Raw genomic sequence first — 17,470 nt, 5'->3', positions numbered from 1 at the left:
AATCGCTCCGCGCAGGGAAGGACGGTCCATGGACCGCATGTTCGTCGAAGCCGCACCCGCGGCGACGACCTACCCGGAGAAGCACAGCGCGGGCGATCGTTTCCCGGCCGAGATGCTTTGCATCGACACCGTGATCGCCCTCGCCGCAACGGTGCGTCCGCCTCGTGCGGCATCGTCGCAGCCGCTCCGGTTCCCCGTTGCCCAGGCGGCCCGCTGGCGCCGCCGCGGCGAACCCGTGCAACGGGGAAGGGCATGCCTGTCCGTGACCTCATCGAGAAGGAGTTTGTGCACGTGACCACCACGAAGGTCGTGCCGGCGGCGGTTGAGGCCATCCGTGCGGCAGAGGAGGCGGCTGCCGGCGATGATCGCGCGCAGCCGATGGCGATGCGGGCTGCCGTGAAGAAGGCCGCTCCGAAGCGCAAGCCTGCGGCCAAGAAGCCGGCGGCGAAGAAGGCCGCGCCGAAGCGGGCGGCTGCCGCGAAGAAGCCGGCCGCACGGAAGGCCGCGCCGAAGCGCGCTGCTGCCGCGAAGAAGCCGGCTGCGAAGAAGGCTGCTCCGAAGCGGGCGACCGCTGCGAAGAAGCCCGCGGCGAAGAAGGCCGCGCCGAAGCGCGCAGCTGCTGCGAAGAAGCCGGCCGCCAGGAAGGCCGCGCCGAAGCGGGCGGCCGCCGCGAAGAAGCCGGCCGTTCGCCGTCCGCGCAAGACGACAACGCCTGCCGCGCCGGCGACCGAATCGCCGAGCACCTGATACGCGTCACGCCATCCCCCGGGGTGGCGATCGCGAGCGCGCCGGCGGTGCCCCCGCCGGCGCGTTTCGTTTGTACGTGGCCTCAGCCGAAGGTGGCGAGCAGGTCGTCCACCTGCGCGGGCGTCAGCAGCCGCGCCTTCTCGCCGCGGAGCAGCATGAACAGCTTCGCCGCCTCCTCGAGTTCCTCCGCCGCATAGACGGCATCGGTCAGGCTGCGGCCGGAAACGACCGGGCCGTGATTGGCGAGCAGCACCGCCCGTGCGCCGCGCGCCGCCTCGGCGATCGCCGGCTCCATTGCCGCGTCCCCTGGCCGGTAGTACGGGACCACGGGCATCGCCCGGCCGATGCGCATCACGAAATAGGGCGTGAGCGGTGGGATCGGGTTCGCCGCGTCCGCATCCGCAAGGCAGGAGACGGCGGTGGCCCAGGTGCTGTGCAGGTGCACCACTGCGCCGGCATCCTCCCGTGCCGCGTAGAAGGCCCGGTGCATGAACACCTCCTTCGACGGCTTGTCTCCCGCGACATGGGCGAAGGAGGCATCGAGCCGCGCGATGCGCTCCGGCGCGAGGCGGCCGAGGCAGGAATTGGTCGGGGTGATCAGGAAGCCGTCATCGAGCCTCATCGAGATGTTGCCCGCGCTGCCGACGGAGAAGCCGCGCGCGAACAGCGAGGCGGCAAGGGCGGCCATCTCCTCGCGTGCGGCGCGCTCGGCTCCGGTCATCGCCCCGGCTCCAGCATGGCGAAGGCTTTCAGGAAGAAGTCGCGGGCGCCGAAATTGCCGCTCTTCAGAGCGAGCAGCAGCGGCTCGCCGCCCGCTCCGTCGGCGAGCGTCCAGGGCACCCCGGGGTCGATCTCGGGCCCGATGCGCAGGCGCCTGACGCCGAGCCGCTGCACGACCGCCCCCGATGTCTCTCCGCCGGCCACCACGAGGCGGCGGACGCCGCGTGCCACGAGCCCCTCCGTGACGGCCGCGAGCGCTGCCTCGACGAGCGCGCCCGCCGCCTCGCGGCCGAGCTTCTCCTGCAGCGCGGCGACCTTGTCCGGCGTGGCGGAGGCGGCGATCACTACCGGCGTCGCGCCGAGCCTGCCCTCCACCCACGCGAGTGCGCGGGCCGCGAGCGCCCCGGCATCGGGTTCGGCCAGCGCGTCGAGCTCGAGTGTCGGCACGGCATCGCGCGCGAGGCCGATCTGGGCGAGCGTTGCGCGCGAGCAGGAGCCGGCGACGACGGCGGCATGTCCGGCCGGCAGCGCCAGCGTGTCGGCGCCCGCGGTCGCGGCGAGGCTTCCGTCACGCACGAAGTTCGCGGGAAGCCCCATGGCGATGCCAGAGCCGCCGACGAGAAGGGGGATGTTCGCTGCAGCCTCGCCGAGCGTCATCAGGTGCGCGTCCGACACCGCATCGACGATGCCGTAGCGCATACCGCGCTCGCGGAGCGCCATCATCGCCCGGCGCGTCGCGTCCGCTCCCGCCTCGATGGTCGCAAACGGAACGAGGCCGACCGTGCCGGTGCTCTGCCGGCCGAGGACGCGCACGAGGTTCGCGTCCGTCATCGGCGTGAGCGGGTGGTTCTCCATGCCGCTCTCGTTCAGGAGGGCAGAACCGACGAAGAGATGGCCCTGGTATACGGTGCGCCCGTTCGTCGGGAAGGCAGGGCAGACGGGCGCGAAGGGAGCATCGAGCGCATCGAGCAGTGCATCGGCCACTGGCCCGATATTGCCCGCATCGGTGCTGTCGAAGGTCGAGCACACCTTGAAGATGACCTGCCGCACGCCCGCCTTCCGAAGCCAGGCAAGCGCGGCGAGGCTGTCGGATACCGCCTCGCCGACCGGCGCGGTACGCGACTTCAGCGCGACGACGACCGCATCGGCGTCCGGAAGGGGCGCCGATCCGTCCGGCACGCCGATCATCTGCACCGTGCGCATGCCCGCCTTCACGAGGGTGTTGGCGAGGTCGGTCGCGCCGGTGAAGTCGTCTGCGACGGCGCCGAGCAGGATGGGCATCACATCACTCCTTGTCCGGAAGCGCGAGCAGGTCGCGATGGCCGATGACGAGCGAGAGCCGACCGGCAGCGACGGCCTCGAGCCGAGCCGTCCGCCAAGCCGAGATGCGCGAGGCTGAGGCGGGCAGCGCGTCCGCCGCAGCACCCGCATGGCCCTCGACCATCTCGGCGAGAAGCGCTGTCGCGACGCGCGGCACCAGCCAGTCGCTCGCAGCTGTGGCGACGCTGAACCCTTCCTCGGCGAGAATGCGCGCGAGCATCGCAGGCGCGGCCTGGCCCATCGCGGGGCCGAACCCCTTGTCGCTCCGCATGTGCCGCGCGAAGCCGCGGCGGATCAGCGCGTCATCGGGATGGCCGGGGATGAAGCGGTCACGCCCATCCACCGTCAGGCAGGCGAGGAAGGGCACGGCAAGCCGTGCTGCGAGCCGGCGCGACCATGCGGGGGAGACGAGGTCCATCAGCGCCGAGCAGACCACCGCATCGTGCCCCTCGAGCGGGAGGTCATCGGGGCTGTCGCCGAAATCGGCGACGCGTGCCTCGATGCGCCAGGCACCGCCCGGTGCGTGCACGAGCAGCGCTCCTGAGGGCGCCGTCACCTTCCAGCCCTGGCGTTCGGCCCATTCGGCGGTACGCTCGAAGCCATAGGCGAGAAGCGTTTCATCGGCATCGAGCATGGTCCAGGCCTGGGCGCGGCCGATGCGCGGGGCGAGCCAGCGGAACAGCGAGCCCGCGCCCGCGCCGAGCTCGAGCAGGCGCGGCCGCTGCGGCAACGCGGCCGACAGGCGCTCGGCGAGATGCGGCGCGCGGGCGAGGGCATCGAACGGCTCGCGGCGCCTGAGCCAGTCGGCGCTGAACCCCTCGCTCACGCTGCCTCGCGCGCGATCGCGGCCACGAACGCATCGGCCTGCGCGTCCCAGTTCGGCAGCTTCTGGCCTGCCGTGAAGGCGTGGTCTGCCATCCGTCTGCGAAGCTCGCCGTCATGGATCAGCCGGCGCATCGCGCGGGACAGCGCCGCCCATTCGCCTGGCGGGACGATCACCGAGGCCTCGACGGGCGCGAGCTCCGCCACCGCGCCGCCGGCCGTCAGCGCAACCGGTACGCCGCGCTTCAGCGCCTCGGCCACCGCCATGCCGTATCCCTCGTGCCAGGTGGCCAGGGCGAAGACATCCGCCTCGCGCCAGAGCCTGGCAAGCGCCTCGTCGTCCACCTCGCCCGCGAAGGTGACGCGCGCCGCGATGCCGAGCTCCTCTGCCATTGCCGCGAGCCCCTTCGCATGCACCGCGTCGCGCTCGAGGCTGCCCGCGATGGTGAGTTTCCAGGGAAGGTCGGTCAGCCGCCCGAGGGCGCGGAGAAGCAGGTCATGCCCCTTCCGCGGCACCGCTGCACCGACGGAGAGGATGGCGCAGCCAGCGGCGCGGCTTCCTTGCGAGCGCGGTGCGTCCTCGGTTCCAGGTTCGACGACGGTGATGCGGCCAGCATCGATGCCCATCTCGCTGAGCTGCCGCGCCGTGCTGCGGCTCGTCGCGATGAGATGCGCGAGGCGGGGAAGCAGGCTCGCCTCCTTCTCGCGCAGCACCGCCGCTTCGGCGTCCGTCAGGCCCTTCTCGAGCGGGGTGGGGTGGTGGATCAGACCGACGGCGCCGACGCCCTCGACGGCCTCGGCGCAGGACGCGAAGGCCGGAAGCGCGAGCCCGTCGATGATGAGGCGTTCATCCGGCGCGCGATCAGCCAGCGCCTGCCATGCCGCGGCCTCGGCTTCCGCGTCGGGCAGCGGGTGCCGGCCGGGCAGCTCGACCACACGAACCGCGTGTCCGCGCGCGCGAAGCCCCTCGACCATCCGGCGGTCATAGGCATAGCCGCCGCTCACCGCCGAGAAGGGCGCGGGAACGACCAGGGCGAGCGTCATCCCACGGGCCCCTCGAACGCCGCCCAGGCGAGCGGGCTCTCGCGCAGCAGAACCTTCAGCCCGGTGACGCGTTTGCCACCCGCGCCGAGCCGCCCCTCCTTCAGCGCGGCGACGAGGAGCTGATGCACATGCGCTGCCATGAACTCCGTCGTCGTGTTCCTGCCGGAGAATTGCGGCAGCACGTCGAGATTGTCGTAGTCGAAGCTGTCAAGCGCGCGGCGAAGCTCGGCACGGGCGAGCCCGATATCGACGACGAGCCCGTCGGCGTCGAGGCTGGCGACGCGGAACTCGGCCTCCACCGCATAGGTCGCGCCGTGCAGCTTCTGGGCCGGGCCGAACACGTCCCCCTTGAAGGAGTGGGCGATCATCACGTGGTCGCAGACGGTAAGGCTGAACACGGTTGGATATCCCCTAATCGTCGTTGCGGTGGCGCACGACATGGCAGAGCACGCCTGGCGTGGCGGCAAGCCGCGCCATGGTGGCGGGAAGATCGTCGAAGGCCGAAGGGCCGTCCAGAAGCGCGTCGAGCCGCGCGTCCTCGAGCAGCGCGAGCGCGATCGCGAGCCGCTCGCCATGGCTGCGCCGCCCGCGCATCGCGCCGCCCACATTGCCGACCTGGGAGGAGAGGAGGCGCAGGCGGCGGCTGTGGAAGTTCTCGCCGAGCGGCAGGGCGATCTCCCTGTCGCCGAACCAGGACGCCTCGACGATCCGGCCCTCGAATGCAGCATGGGCGAGGCAGAAGCGGAGCCCTTCTGCCGACCCGGAGGCATGCACGATCAGGTCTGCCTCGCCCGCTGCATCGCCTGGCGCGGAGAAGGGGAGGCCGAGCGCCGCGGCCGCGCCTGCCTTGCCGCTGTCGGCATCCACGACGGTCAGGCGAACCCCCGGGATCTGCGCGAGCAGATGCGCCGCGAGCAGGCCGACCACGCCTGCGCCGACGACGAACATGCGTTCGCCCGGCAGTGCCGCGGCGTCCCAGGTGATGTTGAGCGCCGTTTCCATGTTGGCCGCAAGCACCGCGCGATCGGTCGGCACGGCGTCGGGCACGGGGCTCAGCAGCGTCGCGGGAACGACCAGCCGCGTCTGATGCGGGGCGAGGCAGAACACGCGCCGGCCGAGCAGCGGCGCTGGGCCTTCGCGGACCATGCCGACGGCGCTGTAGCCGTATTTCACCGGAAAGCCGAACGTGCCCTCCTGCATCGGGCAGCGCATCGCGGCGTGCTGGCTCTCCGGAACGCGCCCGGTGAAGACCAGGCTCTCCGTGCCGCGCGAGATGCCGGAGGCCAGTGTCTCGACGACCGCCTCGCCTTCGCGCGGTGGCTGCAGCGTCTCGGCGCGGATCGCGCCCTTTCCGGCGGCGACGACCCAGAAGGCCCGCGCCTCGTCGGTCGGCGTCGTCATCGCGCGCAGGCCGGGCGGGCGCGGGCGAGCGCGAGGTCGAACAGCGTGTCCGCGCCGAGCGTGTAGGTCTTCGCCTCTGCCCGCAGCCCGTCCTCCGGCCGCGTCGCTTCAGGCAGGACGAGCGCGGAAAGGCCGGAGCCGATCAGCAGCGGCGCGACGGCGACGTGCAGGCGGTCGAGCAGCCCCGCGGCGAGGAAGCGCCCGACCGTGACGCCACCTCCCTCGACGAAGAGATGCGTCAGTCCGCGCTGCCACAGCCTGCGCAGGAGCAGGGCGAGATCGAGCCGCCCGCTCGCATCGCGGGGCAGGCGGACCACCTCCGCCTCGCCGTGCCGCTGCGGCCCGGCGACATCGGCGGCGCAGACGAGGAGTGTGGGCGCGCCGCCGGAGAACACGCGGTAGGCGGGAGACAGGCGACGCTCGGTGTCGAGGACGATCCTGACCGGGGTCTCGCCCTTCACCTCGCGCGTCGTCAGCTGCGGGTCATCGGCAGCGATGGTCCCGGCGCCGACGAGGATCGCGTGGTGCAGCGCGCGAAGCCTGTGTGTGTGGATGATGTCGGCACGGTCGCTGATCCATTGCGAGACGCCCGAGCGCGTGGCGATGCGACCGTCGAGGCTCTGCGCGAGATGGGCCGTCACCCACATCCCATCCGGGGCGACGGGCGGCGCGGTGACGGGACCGAGCAGCGCGGCGAGCTGCGCTGCCTCGGCATCGGCCGGCACTGGCAGGGGACCTGCCTTGCCACCGCGCCGCCGCAGCAGCGCTTCCCACATCACCGCCGCATCGGCGCCCCGTACGAGATTTCCCATGCAGGGGCTTCTACCGCCCGATGCTGCCGGGCGGAAGAAGCGCAAGCAGCGCCTCGGCGATCAGCCCCGACGCGAGCGGAAGCCAGAAGCCGGTCAACAGCCTGAGCCAGACGAAGCGCCAGCCCATCAGCGGCGCTTCCCACACGATCACGCGATTGATTGCGAGGACCGACCAGGCGGAGATGAGCGTGACCATCTGCGGCGCGCCCGCGCCGCTGTTCCAGAGCGCAAGCACGATCGGGAAGGACACGAAGGGCCCGCCCGGGATGAAGGCGCCGACGACGGTCGCAAGCAGGTGCCCGCGAAGCCCGGTCTCGGCGCCGAACAGCACCGCGGCAAAGCGCTCTGGCACCAACACGGTGAGAAACCCCGCCATCGGCAGGGCGAGGATCATCACCGGCAGAACCGATTTCAACGTGCCGAACGCGAAGCGCACGCCCGAGGCGATGGCAGGCGGGTCGCGCCGCCAGAGCGCGAGCCCGGTTGCGATCGTCACGGCCCAGATGAGGATGCCCGTCGCGGTCATCGGCCTCAGACGCGCCAGGGCGGCAGGCGCCGCGCGAGCAGCCCGGCGAGGATCGGCAGAGGCAGCGAGGCGAGGAAGCGGAGGGCCGCGAATTCCGGGCCGAGGATCGGGATCTCCCAGACGAGGATCCGCTGGAACCCGTTAAGGGACCACGCGGTGATGTAGGCGATCAGCGCGCCACGGTCGGCTCCGCCCGCGGCGAGGGCGAGAACGAGTGGGAACGCCGCCATCGGCCCGCCGGGGGTCGCCGCACCAGCCACGGTGGCGATGGCGAGGCCGCGAAACCCCGACTCCGCACCGAGCCAGCGGCTGATCGTGTCGCGCGCGATGCCGGCCTGGACGAAGCCCGCGAGCAGCAGCGCCGCGCCGAGAACGGGAAGGATGGTGAGCGCGAGGCCCCAGGCGATGGCGAGGCCCTGGACGACGCTGTCCGAGCCCTTCACCGCCCAGGCAGCGAGCCCGCTTGCCCCGGAAAGAGCTGCCACCACGAGCAGGCTCGAGCGCGTGCCGCCGTTGCGCGCAGGCAGGTTCGGTACGGGCGGGGACGGAGGAGACGTCATCGGGCCGGGCGACGATGCGCCGCGGCGCACCGTCCGTCCACCGCCCTAACGCGGCCGCAACGATGGCATCCGCCGCTCAGGCGTTCGCGGAGAACCCGACCGGCTGGGGCGGAGCGGCATGGCCCGGGGCGGGGCGCGGCGGTGCGTAGAGGGCGGGCTTCGGCGTCGCGGCGGCGGTGAGGGTGCGCACCACCATGTCTTGCGCAGCGAGCGCGCGCTCGAGCATTCGGCGATTGGCGGCGGCGAGCTCGCCGAGCCGGGTCGAGAGTTCTGACAAGGCATCGCGCTCGCCGCCGGCTGCCTGGCTGCCCCCCTTGCGCACGGCGGCTTCTGCGGCTGTGAAGGCCTCGACCGCGCGGCGCTTCTCCGGTGCGATCATCGCCGCCGTGGCGAGATCGAGGTCGGTCAGCGCGCGGTTCTCCGCGACGAGAAGATCCGACAGCCGCACGCCGGCGGCAATCAAGGCCTGAAGCATGGTCGTCTCCCTCATGGATGCGCCGGTTGTCATGGCGCCGTCGCGTCCTGCATCGCGGGTTGAAGCCTCTCCTGCGCAGCGATCATGTGGCGCAGCACCATCTCGCCGATGCCGAGGCCGCCGCTCGCAGCGGTGAGGCGCGCGTACTCGTTGACGAGCATCGGCGCCCAGGCGGCCTCGCCCTTGCCGCCCGTTCCGAAGGCCCCGCCATCGCCGGTGCCGGCGAACATCGGCTGCAGGAGCGCACCGAGCGCCATCGCCTCGAAATCCTGCGCCGACTTCCGCATGGCGGCGAGATCCTGGCCGGTGCTTCGCAGTTCCGGCGTTCCGCGCAGGGCAGCGTCCGCCGCAGGATTGGGGCCGAGCTGCATCTCACATCACCTCGAGTTCGGCCTGCAGCGCGCCGGCTGCCTTGATGGCCTGCAGGATCTGGATCATCTCGCGCGGCCCGACGCCGAGCGCGTTGAGGCTGCGCACGAGGTCCTGCAGCGTCACGTTGCCGGGTACCACGCCGAGGCGGCGGTTGTTGTCCTCCTGGATCTCGATCTCCGTGCGCGGCACGACCACCGTCTCGCCGTTGCCGAAGGGGTTTGGCTGGCTCACCTGCGGGGTCTCGGTGACGCGGATCGTGAGGTTGCCCTGCGCGATCGCGACGGTGGAGACGCGTACGTTCGCACCCATAACGATTATGCCGTTCGCCTCGTCGATGATGACGCGCGCCACCTGGTCGGGCTCGACGCGGAGCTGCTCGATGTCGGTGATGAATCCGACGAGGTTCGCGGCCGCGGGCCCGGCGATGGCGATCTGCACCGTGCCGGGGTCGGTCGGGCGCGCGACGGGGCTGCGGGCGAAGCGGTTCACCGCCTCGGCGATGCGCCGCGCGGTGGTGAAATCGGGGTTGCGCAGCGTCAGCCGGATGCCGTTGCCGTTGCCAAGGGTGAAGGCGAGCTCGCGCTCGATCGTCGCACCGGAGGCGACGCGGCCGGCGGTGGGCACGCCGCGGGTGATGCTCTGCGCGGCACCCCGCGCGGCGATCGCACCGGTGGCCACCTGGCCCTGGGCGACGGCGTAGACCTCGCCATCCGCGCCGAGCAGGGGGGTGACGAGAAGCGTGCCGCCGGTGAGGTTCGTCGCGTCGCCGAGTGCTGCGACATGCACGTCGATCCGCGCGCCGGCGCGGGAGAAGGCGGGGAGCTGGGCGGTGACCATGACGGCGGCGATGTTCTTGGTGTCGAGCCGCTGCTCCTGGTCGCGCGTGTTCACGCCAAGCCGCTCGAGCATGCCGATGACGCTCTGCCGGGTGAAGGGGGCGGCGGCCATCCTGTCGCCCGTTCCGTTGAGGCCGACGACGAGGCCGTAGCCGACGAGCTGGTTCTGCCGCACGCCCTCGACGTCGGCGATGTCCTTGATGCGGACCTGCGCCGCGGCCGGAAGCGCGGCGAGGGAGAGCGCGAGGAGGGTGATGAGCAGGCGGCCGGGCATCGGAATGCGTCGTCCTTCGCGGCGAGGGTCAGTCGCCTTTCCGGTCGCAACCGCCGTGCCACCGTCGAGGCCAAGGAAAAGCCAGGGATTCCGCCCCTCGCAGCCGTTCCGGACCCGGCAAAACCTGCCGATTGCGGACGAAGCTGCCTATCGTCACTGTGCAGCCTGGAGGTGGGTGATGGTGAAGATCACAGGCTATGGCCCGATCGCGCCGCCCGCGCGGCTTGGCCGCGCCACGGGTGCGCAAGGGCGGTTCCGCGTACCGGCAGACGGTCTTGCGGGCGCGGCGTCCGAGGCGCGCGAGGCTGCGTCGGCCGAGGGCGTGACGATCGCCGCGTCGCTGATCGCGCTTCAGGAAACGATCGCCGGGGGCGAGCGTGACCGCGAGGCGCGGCAGCGGGCCGAGAGCATGCTCGACGAGCTCGCCGGGCTGCAGCGCGCGATGCTCGGCGGCCGCATCTCGCCCGAGAGGCTCGCCGCACTGGCACAGCTTGCCGACGAGCCGGGTGTCGCGGCCGATCCGCGGCTGGCCGACGTCGTCGCCGCCGTCAGCCTTCGCGCGAAGGTCGAGCTCGCACGGCTCGAAGTGGCGCGCGCGCGGCGGGAGGCGATACCCGCCTGAAGCATCAGTGGCGGGGCAGGCCGGGACGACGCTTACTGAAACCGTTTTGTCTCAATGGGTTGGCGCCTGCTTTGCAGGCTTGGCGGCGACGGGGCGCGCAAGTATAGTCCGCCCGCCTCGCGGCCCCGGGAAAGCGCCGGGGGGAGAGGCCAAGGGGCGGTAGCGCCCGACCCAAGGGGACGTGAGATGATCGTGACGTTGCCGCCCGACTATCGGCCCTCCGACGCCGAAGAGTTCATGAACCCCCAGCAACTCGAGTACTTCCGGCGCAAGTTGCTTGCCTGGCGGGCCGAGCTTCTGAAGGAGGCGGACGAGACCCTCGCAAGCCTGCAGAACGGCGGCATGCAGGAGCCCGACATTACCGACCGTGCGTCCGCCGAGACCGACCGTGCCCTCGAGCTCCGCACGCGTGACCGTGCCCGCAAGCTGATCAGCAAGATCGACCAGGCGCTCGAGCGCATCGAGAACGGCACCTACGGGTACTGCGAGGAGACGGGCGAGCCGATCACGCTCCGCCGGCTCGAGGCCCGGCCGATCGCGACGCTGTCGATCGAGGCGCAGGAGCGGCACGAGCGGATGGAACGCACCCACCGCGACGACTGACCGTCTCGCAGGGCGTTGCGGCACCGGGGGGGGCACGCATGCCGTTTGCCTCCCACGTCCGCTTCGGCTACCTAGGCGGCACGGACCCGTAGCTCAGCTGGATAGAGCGCTGCCCTCCGAAGGCAGAGGTCGTTGGTTCGAATCCAATCGGGTCCGCCAAATTATCTACGCTAATCAAGGGTCTAGCGGAAGCGTTTTTCGGCTGCCGCGTGCTGCAAGTGCTCACGGAAGCACCACGGAAGCAGTCAGCGAGAATCCGCCGGCCTCTGGTCGAGTCTCGGATTCGCTCTGGCACGTGAGATGCTGACCCTGATGAGACGCCGTGCGCGTCGTCCCCGGGGGCGAAATCGGTGCCCCCCGAGTGCGCGGACAGCCCGCCTCGGCCGATCGCTCCGGAATGTGATTGCAAGCAGTTCATCTACTCGGGCACGTTCCTGACCTTAGCGTCTCAAGAGGGCCGGTCCTGCGCGCCGGCGGCGCGCTCCATGGCCCGCGTGCGACCGGGATCGGGGTCGGCCGGCGTTAGAGGCTGGCACAGGTGCCGCAACGGCCGCAGCGGCAGAAGCGAAGTGCGACGCTTCAAGGCGCGATCGACCTGCGTCGGCGAACTTGCCTGGGTCTGGGCAAAGGATTTCGATGCGCTTCACCCGTTCTGGCGGCACCGGCTGTAGTTCACCGGCGACCGGCTGGTCGCCTGGGCGTGGGCCTGCCTGCCGTATCGGATCGCGCGCGGCGACGGGACGTTCGGTGAAGCGACGACGGCCAACCTGACCTGGCAGCTGCATCCGGACGACGCGCCGCTGCTGACGGAGATCCTGGACTGGCACGATCAGGTTGCAGGCGACGTCGACCGGTCGGTGACCGCGCAGTCGGCGGATGCCGTGGCGCCGCCCATCATCACTGAACACGGTTACGTGTTCGACGCCGATGCCGGCGGCGATGACGGGCCCTGGGTGCAGTTCAACGCGCGTGGACTGACCGACCTGCCTGCTCCCGTCCTGCCCGAAGGCTTCCGCTTCGTGAGCGGCGGCGACATATCGGCGACGGAGGCGGTCCAAGCGCATCGGGCCGCCTGGCCTTCATCCCCCCTCACCGAGGCGGCGTTCGATCGGGTCCGCCGGACCTGGCCCTATCGGGCCGACCTGCATACGCTCATCGCGGCACCGGACGGAACGCTCGTCGCGAGCACGATCATCTGGATGGACGAGGTGACGCGCACCGCGGAGTTTGAGCCCGTGGGCACGCATCGGGAGTTCAGGCGACGCGGCCTGGGAACTGCGTTACAGCTGCACGGCATGCATCTGGCGAGGGCAGCGGGCGCGACCCGCATGCTTGCAGCCTGTCGCGGCGCACCGGCGCATTCCGCCGCGCGGAACATGTACTACGGCGTCGGCTTCCGCGCCCTGACGCGCGACCTGCCTCACATCAAGGTCGCCGTAGGATAAGGCGTGACTTCGGACGAGTGACGGGAGTGTCAGGCTATCGGCGCGGCGTTGCCGCAACGCGGTGATCGGCGGACGACATGCCCGTCGCCGCCGTGACGATCGCGCGCCTCAGCCAGAGGTGTCTGGGCGAGTCCTGCTGCCGCGCATGCCAGACGAGGCTCATCGAATAGCGCCCGAGATCGAGGGGGGGCGGCAGCGACACGAAGCGCCGCATGTCGGCGGCCGCTCGTGCCAGGCTTGCGGGCAGCGTCATGACGAGATCGGAGCGGGCGGCGATCTCGACCGCCGCGAAGAAGTTCGGCACGCGCAGCTTGACCCGTCGGGTTCTCCCCATGCGCGCAAGCACCTCGTCGACCGGTGCGGCCCCGACGCCGGTGACGCTCACCACGATATGGTCGAGCGCCAGGTAGCGATCGAGCGTGAGCTTCCTCGCAAGCGCGGGGTGGTTCGCGCGCAGCAGCGTGACGAGGGTTTCGTCATACAGGCGGCGGCGCTGGGTGCCGGCCGGCGCTTCGTCGATCAGCCCGACCATCGCATCCGCGACACCCTGCTCCAGCGCCTCGATCGGGTTGGCGCCCGGCGCGACAATCTCGAGATCCAGGGACGGCGCCTCACGGTCAAGCAGGGCGAGCAGACCGGGTGTCAGCGCGGCGGCCTGGAGATCGGGCATGAGAAGCCGTACGCGGCCCGTCGCCGCCTTCGGATCGAAGGCGCGCGAGTCGAGCAATTCGCCGACGCTCCCCAGGATCGTGCGCAGCTGGGGGCGGACCTCCTCGGCGCGGGCGCTGAGCACGTAGCCGCCGGCACCATCGACCAGCAGCGCGTCCGAGAACAGCGCGCGCAACCGCCCCAGCGCACGGCTCGCGGCCGGCTGGCTGATGCCCAGCCGTTGCGCTGCGCGCGTGACGTTTCGCTCCTCCAGCAGGGCGTCCAGCGCCACGAGCAGGTTCAGGTCGGCCCGGCGTAAATCCGCTTCGCGCATACGTACAATATTTCACATGCATTGGACGCATGTAAGCGGCGTCGCTACCCCAAGCGCCATCACGCAACGGATGGAGTGTCGACCATGCATGTCGTTCTTGGCGCGAATGGGCGGGCCGGCGGCGAGACGGCGCGCGCCCTGCTGGAGTCTGGCGAGCCGGTGCGCGTCGTCCTGCGCAACGCTCGCCACGGTGAGAGATGGGCCGCTCTCGGCGCCGAAGTGGCGGTCGCACGCATCGAGGCTGCCGATGCCATGGCCCATGCCTTGAAGGGCGCATCCGGGGCCTTCCTTCTCAACCCACCGCCGGCGGACGGCGATCCTTTCGTGCGCACCGGAGAGCTTGGCGCGGCTCTGGCCGCCGCGGTGCGGCGCGCTCGCCTGCCCAAGGCTGTGATCCTGTCGTCGGTCGGGGCGCAGCACGCTTCCGGCACCGGCGTGATCGCCACGCTCAACCGGTTCGAAGCCCTTCTGGATGGGGCATCGCCGGCAACGGCCTTCCTGCGGCCCGGGTACTTCGTCGAGACCTGGGATGAAGTGGCGCCGGCGGCCAAGGCGGACCGCACGCTCCCGACCTTCCTCGATCCCGCAAAGCGCATCCCGATGGTGAGCACGATCGATGTCGGGCGGGCGGCGGCAGGCCTGCTGCGCGAGGAATGGACCGGCAAGCGGATCGTGGAGCTGAGTGGGCCGGAAGACTGGAGCGCAGGCGACGTGGCGACGGCCTTTGCCGCAGTGCTCGGGCATCCCGTGGCGCCGATCCTGGTTCCGGCGGAACGCCGCGCCGCCATGCTCGCGGAGCAGGGCGTGCCCGCCGAGGTGGCGGCCGCCCTGCTCGGGATGTACGAAGGCATCGCCAACGGCCTGGTCACGCAGCAGGCCGGGAACGAACATCGGCGCGGCACGACATCCCTGAAGACGGCCATCGAGCGGATCGTCCCAACGAAGTGACGGGGAATCTGCGCCGCATCCTGCGCGGCCGGTCACATCCGGCGCCCCTGCCTCGTCCTATGGGGACAACCCACAGCAAGGACGGTCCCCGATGACGACCCGCCTGGACTACTTTGCAGCCGCTCCCCAGCTCATGAAGGCCATGCTGAACCTCGACAAGGCCGTGTCCTCGAGCGGGCTTGAGCACAGCCTGATCAAGCTGGTGGAGACACGCGCTTCCCAGATCAACGGCTGCGCCTATTGCATCCACATGCACACACGCGACGCGCGCAAGGCCGGCGAGGTGGAGGCCCGGCTCTATTTGCTCGACGCCTGGCGGGAGGCGCCGCACTACACGCCGCGGGAACGCGCGGCTCTCGCCTGGACCGAGGCGCTGACGCTAGTCGCCACGACCCGTGCGCCGGGCGGTGACTATGACGGGCTGAAGCCGCATTTCAACGATGAGGAGATCGTGAAGCTCACCCTGCTGATCGTCACGATTAATGGCTGGAACCGCCTCGCGATCGGTTTCCGCGCGGTGCCGCCGCAGGCCGCCGCGCCGGCGGCCGCCTGACCATGCAGGGCGAGCCCGACGCGGCCGAGCACTACGTTCCGCTCCGTGCCGAGTTGATCGGGCTCGCTTATCGCATGACCGGCTCGCTCGCGACCGCGGAGGACATCGTGCAGGACGTGTTCCTGCGCTGGCAGGGCGCCGAGCGAAGCAGCATCGCGGTGCCGCGCGCCTGGCTGCTCAAGGCGACGGCCCGGCTCAGCCTCGACCACCTGAAGTCGGCCCGCCACCGCCGGGAGATCTATGTCGGCCCCTGGTTGCCCGAGCCCGTTCTGGAGTCACGGGATCCGCCGCAGCAGGCCGCGCACGAGCGCGCGCAGGACCTGTCCGTGGCGTTCCTGCTGGCGCTGCAGCGCCTCTCACCGGCCGAGCGCGCCGTATTCATCCTGCACGACCTGTTCGAGACGCCGTTCGCGGAGATCGCCGGCCTGCTGGGCCGGGCCGAAGCGGCGTGCCGCAAGCTCGCGAGCCGTGCGCGGGCGCGGCTCGGCGACGCCACGCCCCGACACCGCGTCACCAGCGCCGAGGCCGAACGGATAGCCCGCGCCTTCCTCACCGCGACCCAGACGGGTGACGAAACGGTCCTGCGCGAACTGCTGACGGAGGACGCCGTGCTGCATACGGATGGTGGTGGCATCCGGCTGGCCGCGCTCAACCCGATCGAGGGGGCCGACAGGATCGTGCGCTTCTTCGTTGGCCTCGCGCGCCGGCGGGATGAGGGCATCACCGCGCTGCTGCATCTCGGCCTGGTCAATACACTGCCCGGCTACGTCACGCTGGAGCCCGATGGCCTGCCGCAGAGCACCGCGCTGGAGATCCGCGACGGCCGCATCGCAGCGATCTACGTCGTGCGCAACCCGGAGAAGCTGGCCGCCGTCCAGGCACGGCTGCGCGCGTGAGGCGTTCGAATGCCGCGCATCGACGCCGTCAGGCGGCGCACCGCATCCGCCCGGGCAAGTTGCCAGCCCGGAGCGCCGCGAACTCCTCCGCAATCGTCGGCGGTGCGCTTGCCCGGGCGTACATGCGCTCAAGGAAAGCCTTCAGGGCAGGCGCCGTGTCCAGGAGGCCCTCCTCGTCGGCCCAATCCAGCGTACAGGCCGCGACGAAGTCGGCGACGCTGGGCTCGGTTCCGACGTACCATTTGCGCCCGGTCATGTGGGCGTCGAGCGGCGCCAGCAAAGCGCGGCAGTCGCGCGCAGCACGCCGCACCTCATCCACGCGCCGCTCGGCTTCGGGATAGATGAAGATGTGCAGCGCCATGCGCCGCTGGCTGTGGCCCGCCTTGACTGTGGCCGGGCTGGCCCTGCTGCTGGCGCTCGGCTCCTGCACCAGCACCCCCGCCTTTCGCGGGCCGGATGGGCGCCCACGCGACGGCAGCGTCGCGGAGATGACCGACCTGATGCTCAACGGCGTGCGCCAGCGCATCTGGCTGCGGGGAACGAACACGCGCAACCCGCTGCTCGTCCTGGTGCATGGCGGCCCCGGCGCGTCGGAATCCCCGCTGTTCCGCGCCTTCGTGCCGGAGCTCGAGCAGCATTTCCTGGTCGTCTACTGGGAACAGCGCGGCACTGGCCGGTCGTTCGACCCGCCGATCCCTGGTGAGACCATGCGAATTGAGCAGTTCGTCGCCGACCTTCACGCGCTGATCGACGCGATGCGCACCCGCTTCGGCGCGGGGCCCGCCATCGTCGTCGCGCATTCCTGGGGCACCGCGCCAGGGCTGCTGCACGCCGCGCGGCATCCCGGCGACGTGCTGGCCTATGTCGGCATCGCGCAGGTGGTGGACATGCCGGCGGGCGAGCGCATGTCCTGGCAGGCCGCGCTGGATGAGGCGGAGCGTCGCCGCGACGCCGCGGCGATCGCGGCGCTGCGCACCATCGGGCCGCCGCCGCACGACGTGGACGCCATGCTGGTGTCACGCCGCTGGAACGAGCGTCTGGGCGGGGCGTTCCACGCGCCTGACCTCTCGACCGGCGCGCTGATCTGGCGTGCACTCCAGCAGAGCGAGGTGGGGCTCTACGATCTCTGGCTGTTCGGCCGCGGCAACCGCTGGTCCCTCGAACGCCTCTGGCCGGAATTCTCCCAGCTTCGCCTGTGGCACATGCGCCACCTCGACGTGCCGGTCTTCCTGATCCAGGGTCGTCATGACCGGCAGGTGCCATCGTCGCTGGCGGAGACCTGGTTCCGCACCGTGTCGGCGCCGTTTCGCCGGCTCTTCCCGTTCGAGGAGAGCGCGCACAATCCGCCCTTCGAGCAGCCCGCCGCCTTCGTCGAGGTGATCGTACGCCACGTGACCCCGCTTGCCGGATCGGACTGTGCCGCCGCGACGCCCAACCTGCCCGCCGGCGTGTCGGTGCAACAATGACCGTTGCCGACTGACTCTCGGAGACCATCGCGCGGTGGGCGCGTGG

The 17,470-nt window shown here is 71.1% G+C and carries 23 protein-coding genes and 1 tRNA gene; 10 read left to right on the top strand and 14 right to left on the bottom strand.

From position 1 onward, the window contains the following. Positions 1 to 28 precede the first annotated feature (28 nt). The gene (locus tag FIF60_RS02650) at positions 29 to 295 is read left to right on the top strand and encodes a hypothetical protein (protein WP_144183550.1); all 267 of its coding nucleotides are present in this window, start codon (positions 29 to 31) and stop codon (positions 293 to 295) included. Further along, positions 292 to 747, top strand: coding sequence for a hypothetical protein (locus FIF60_RS02645; protein WP_204251078.1), 456 nt, complete (start codon positions 292 to 294; stop codon positions 745 to 747). Before FIF60_RS02650 ends, FIF60_RS02645 begins: the two co-directional genes overlap by 4 nt. An 82-nt stretch (positions 748 to 829) precedes the next feature. Here the strand turns inward: FIF60_RS02645 and otnC are convergent, their stop codons facing one another. From otnC to FIF60_RS02585, 12 genes are all read right to left on the bottom strand, one after another. Beyond that, positions 830 to 1,468: a 3-oxo-tetronate 4-phosphate decarboxylase gene (otnC, locus tag FIF60_RS02640; RefSeq protein WP_144183548.1), complete on the bottom strand. Its 639-nt coding sequence runs from the start codon at positions 1,466 to 1,468 to the stop codon at positions 830 to 832. Further along, a complete protein-coding gene (otnK, locus tag FIF60_RS02635) occupies positions 1,465 to 2,748 on the bottom strand; it encodes a 3-oxo-tetronate kinase (RefSeq protein ID WP_144183546.1) in 1,284 nt (427 codons plus the stop codon). The genes otnC and otnK overlap by 4 nt, the downstream gene beginning before the upstream one ends. A gap of 4 nt (positions 2,749 to 2,752) precedes the next feature. Next, positions 2,753 to 3,613: a class I SAM-dependent methyltransferase gene (locus FIF60_RS02630; RefSeq protein WP_144183544.1), complete on the bottom strand. Its 861-nt coding sequence runs from the start codon at positions 3,611 to 3,613 to the stop codon at positions 2,753 to 2,755. Continuing rightward, the gene (locus tag FIF60_RS02625; protein ID WP_144183543.1) at positions 3,610 to 4,653 is read right to left on the bottom strand and encodes a glycosyltransferase family 4 protein; all 1,044 of its coding nucleotides are present in this window, start codon (positions 4,651 to 4,653) and stop codon (positions 3,610 to 3,612) included. Before FIF60_RS02625 ends, FIF60_RS02630 begins: the two co-directional genes overlap by 4 nt. Further along, a complete protein-coding gene (locus FIF60_RS02620; RefSeq protein WP_144183541.1) occupies positions 4,650 to 5,051 on the bottom strand; it encodes a 6-pyruvoyl trahydropterin synthase family protein in 402 nt (133 codons plus the stop codon). The genes FIF60_RS02625 and FIF60_RS02620 overlap by 4 nt, the downstream gene beginning before the upstream one ends. A gap of 13 nt (positions 5,052 to 5,064) precedes the next feature. Continuing rightward, positions 5,065 to 6,054: a zinc-dependent alcohol dehydrogenase gene (locus FIF60_RS02615; protein WP_144183539.1), complete on the bottom strand. Its 990-nt coding sequence runs from the start codon at positions 6,052 to 6,054 to the stop codon at positions 5,065 to 5,067. Next, the gene (locus FIF60_RS02610) at positions 6,051 to 6,866 is read right to left on the bottom strand and encodes a RibD family protein (RefSeq protein ID WP_239451464.1); all 816 of its coding nucleotides are present in this window, start codon (positions 6,864 to 6,866) and stop codon (positions 6,051 to 6,053) included. Before FIF60_RS02610 ends, FIF60_RS02615 begins: the two co-directional genes overlap by 4 nt. A 10-nt stretch (positions 6,867 to 6,876) precedes the next feature. Further along, positions 6,877 to 7,392 (bottom strand): hypothetical protein, encoded by a 516-nt coding sequence (locus FIF60_RS02605; RefSeq protein ID WP_144183537.1) that lies wholly within the window; start codon positions 7,390 to 7,392, stop codon positions 6,877 to 6,879. 5 nt (positions 7,393 to 7,397) lie between these two features. Further along, positions 7,398 to 7,952, bottom strand: coding sequence for a permease (locus FIF60_RS02600; protein WP_144183535.1), 555 nt, complete (start codon positions 7,950 to 7,952; stop codon positions 7,398 to 7,400). A gap of 76 nt (positions 7,953 to 8,028) precedes the next feature. Next, positions 8,029 to 8,427, bottom strand: coding sequence for a hypothetical protein (locus FIF60_RS02595; RefSeq protein ID WP_144183533.1), 399 nt, complete (start codon positions 8,425 to 8,427; stop codon positions 8,029 to 8,031). Positions 8,428 to 8,456: 29 nt separating this feature from the next. Beyond that, entirely contained in the window at positions 8,457 to 8,798 is a 342-nt protein-coding gene (locus tag FIF60_RS02590; protein ID WP_144183531.1) for a rod-binding protein, read from the bottom strand. Position 8,799: 1 nt separating this feature from the next. Beyond that, on the bottom strand, positions 8,800 to 9,909 hold the full coding sequence (locus FIF60_RS02585; RefSeq protein WP_144183529.1) for a flagellar basal body P-ring protein FlgI: 1,110 nt from the start codon (positions 9,907 to 9,909) through the stop codon (positions 8,800 to 8,802). Between the two features lie 178 nt (positions 9,910 to 10,087). On the opposite strand from FIF60_RS02585, the gene FIF60_RS21475 reads away from it, so the two are divergent. The 4 genes from FIF60_RS21475 to FIF60_RS02565 all read left to right on the top strand — a co-directional run bounded on the left by FIF60_RS21475 (position 10,088) and on the right by FIF60_RS02565 (position 12,579). Next, positions 10,088 to 10,531, top strand: a complete 444-nt coding sequence (locus FIF60_RS21475; RefSeq protein WP_158639032.1) for a flagellar assembly protein FliX — start codon at positions 10,088 to 10,090, stop codon at positions 10,529 to 10,531. 189 nt (positions 10,532 to 10,720) lie between these two features. Continuing rightward, positions 10,721 to 11,134 carry an RNA polymerase-binding protein DksA gene (gene dksA, locus FIF60_RS02575; RefSeq protein WP_239451472.1) on the top strand — a complete coding sequence of 138 codons (414 nt, stop codon included), beginning with the start codon at positions 10,721 to 10,723 and terminating at the stop codon, positions 11,132 to 11,134. 82 nt (positions 11,135 to 11,216) lie between these two features. Beyond that, positions 11,217 to 11,293, top strand: a tRNA-Arg gene (locus tag FIF60_RS02570). Positions 11,294 to 12,015: 722 nt separating this feature from the next. Then, positions 12,016 to 12,579, top strand: a complete 564-nt coding sequence (locus tag FIF60_RS02565; protein ID WP_158639031.1) for a GNAT family N-acetyltransferase — start codon at positions 12,016 to 12,018, stop codon at positions 12,577 to 12,579. A gap of 34 nt (positions 12,580 to 12,613) precedes the next feature. Here the strand turns inward: FIF60_RS02565 and FIF60_RS02560 are convergent, their stop codons facing one another. Then, positions 12,614 to 13,561, bottom strand: a complete 948-nt coding sequence (locus FIF60_RS02560) for a LysR family transcriptional regulator (RefSeq protein ID WP_144183521.1) — start codon at positions 13,559 to 13,561, stop codon at positions 12,614 to 12,616. A gap of 84 nt (positions 13,562 to 13,645) precedes the next feature. On the opposite strand from FIF60_RS02560, the gene FIF60_RS02555 reads away from it, so the two are divergent. The 3 genes from FIF60_RS02555 (at position 13,646) to FIF60_RS02545 (ending at position 15,958) form a co-directional block, all read left to right on the top strand. Then, positions 13,646 to 14,509, top strand: a complete 864-nt coding sequence (locus FIF60_RS02555) for an NmrA family NAD(P)-binding protein (RefSeq protein ID WP_144183519.1) — start codon at positions 13,646 to 13,648, stop codon at positions 14,507 to 14,509. Between the two features lie 91 nt (positions 14,510 to 14,600). Continuing rightward, a complete protein-coding gene (locus tag FIF60_RS02550) occupies positions 14,601 to 15,062 on the top strand; it encodes a carboxymuconolactone decarboxylase family protein (protein WP_144183517.1) in 462 nt (153 codons plus the stop codon). Between the two features lie 2 nt (positions 15,063 to 15,064). Then, complete coding sequence (locus FIF60_RS02545; RefSeq protein WP_144183515.1) at positions 15,065 to 15,958, top strand: sigma-70 family RNA polymerase sigma factor; 894 nt, start codon at positions 15,065 to 15,067, stop codon at positions 15,956 to 15,958. 28 nt (positions 15,959 to 15,986) lie between these two features. On the opposite strand, the gene FIF60_RS02540 is transcribed toward FIF60_RS02545, so the two are convergent. Next, positions 15,987 to 16,319 carry a glutathione S-transferase family protein gene (locus FIF60_RS02540; RefSeq protein WP_158639030.1) on the bottom strand — a complete coding sequence of 111 codons (333 nt, stop codon included), beginning with the start codon at positions 16,317 to 16,319 and terminating at the stop codon, positions 15,987 to 15,989. Between FIF60_RS02540 and FIF60_RS02535 the strand changes: the two genes are divergently transcribed. Beyond that, entirely contained in the window at positions 16,318 to 17,424 is a 1,107-nt protein-coding gene (locus FIF60_RS02535) for an alpha/beta fold hydrolase (RefSeq protein ID WP_204251077.1), read from the top strand. The genes FIF60_RS02540 and FIF60_RS02535 overlap by 2 nt on opposite strands. Positions 17,425 to 17,470 lie beyond the last annotated feature (46 nt).

The sequence above is a fragment of the Elioraea rosea genome, from assembly GCF_007644105.1.
Classification (GTDB): Bacteria; Pseudomonadota; Alphaproteobacteria; order Acetobacterales; family Acetobacteraceae; genus Elioraea_A; species Elioraea_A rosea.
The sequence above is the reverse complement of the archived record's forward strand: the minus strand, read 5'-3'. Positions and strand labels throughout refer to the sequence as shown.

Coding starts and splice junctions, on each gene's coding strand:
- FIF60_RS02650 (WP_144183550.1), top strand. CDS start 29: ATGGACCGCATGTTCGTCGAAGCCGCACCCGCGGCGACGACCTACCCG.
- otnC (WP_144183548.1), bottom strand. CDS start 1,468: ATGACCGGAGCCGAGCGCGCCGCACGCGAGGAGATGGCCGCCCTTGCC.
- otnK (WP_144183546.1), bottom strand. CDS start 2,748: ATGCCCATCCTGCTCGGCGCCGTCGCAGACGACTTCACCGGCGCGACC.
- FIF60_RS02625 (WP_144183543.1), bottom strand. CDS start 4,653: ATGACGCTCGCCCTGGTCGTTCCCGCGCCCTTCTCGGCGGTGAGCGGC.
- FIF60_RS02615 (WP_144183539.1), bottom strand. CDS start 6,054: ATGACGACGCCGACCGACGAGGCGCGGGCCTTCTGGGTCGTCGCCGCC.
- FIF60_RS02610 (WP_239451464.1), bottom strand. CDS start 6,866: ATGGGAAATCTCGTACGGGGCGCCGATGCGGCGGTGATGTGGGAAGCG.
- FIF60_RS02605 (WP_144183537.1), bottom strand. CDS start 7,392: ATGACCGCGACGGGCATCCTCATCTGGGCCGTGACGATCGCAACCGGG.
- FIF60_RS02600 (WP_144183535.1), bottom strand. CDS start 7,952: ATGACGTCTCCTCCGTCCCCGCCCGTACCGAACCTGCCTGCGCGCAAC.
- FIF60_RS02595 (WP_144183533.1), bottom strand. CDS start 8,427: ATGCTTCAGGCCTTGATTGCCGCCGGCGTGCGGCTGTCGGATCTTCTC.
- FIF60_RS02590 (WP_144183531.1), bottom strand. CDS start 8,798: ATGCAGCTCGGCCCCAATCCTGCGGCGGACGCTGCCCTGCGCGGAACG.
- FIF60_RS02585 (WP_144183529.1), bottom strand. CDS start 9,909: ATGCCCGGCCGCCTGCTCATCACCCTCCTCGCGCTCTCCCTCGCCGCG.
- FIF60_RS21475 (WP_158639032.1), top strand. CDS start 10,088: ATGGTGAAGATCACAGGCTATGGCCCGATCGCGCCGCCCGCGCGGCTT.
- FIF60_RS02560 (WP_144183521.1), bottom strand. CDS start 13,561: ATGCGCGAAGCGGATTTACGCCGGGCCGACCTGAACCTGCTCGTGGCG.
- FIF60_RS02555 (WP_144183519.1), top strand. CDS start 13,646: ATGCATGTCGTTCTTGGCGCGAATGGGCGGGCCGGCGGCGAGACGGCG.
- FIF60_RS02550 (WP_144183517.1), top strand. CDS start 14,601: ATGACGACCCGCCTGGACTACTTTGCAGCCGCTCCCCAGCTCATGAAG.
- FIF60_RS02545 (WP_144183515.1), top strand. CDS start 15,065: ATGCAGGGCGAGCCCGACGCGGCCGAGCACTACGTTCCGCTCCGTGCC.
- FIF60_RS02535 (WP_204251077.1), top strand. CDS start 16,318: ATGCGCCGCTGGCTGTGGCCCGCCTTGACTGTGGCCGGGCTGGCCCTG.
- FIF60_RS02540 (WP_158639030.1), bottom strand. CDS start 16,319: ATGGCGCTGCACATCTTCATCTATCCCGAAGCCGAGCGGCGCGTGGAT.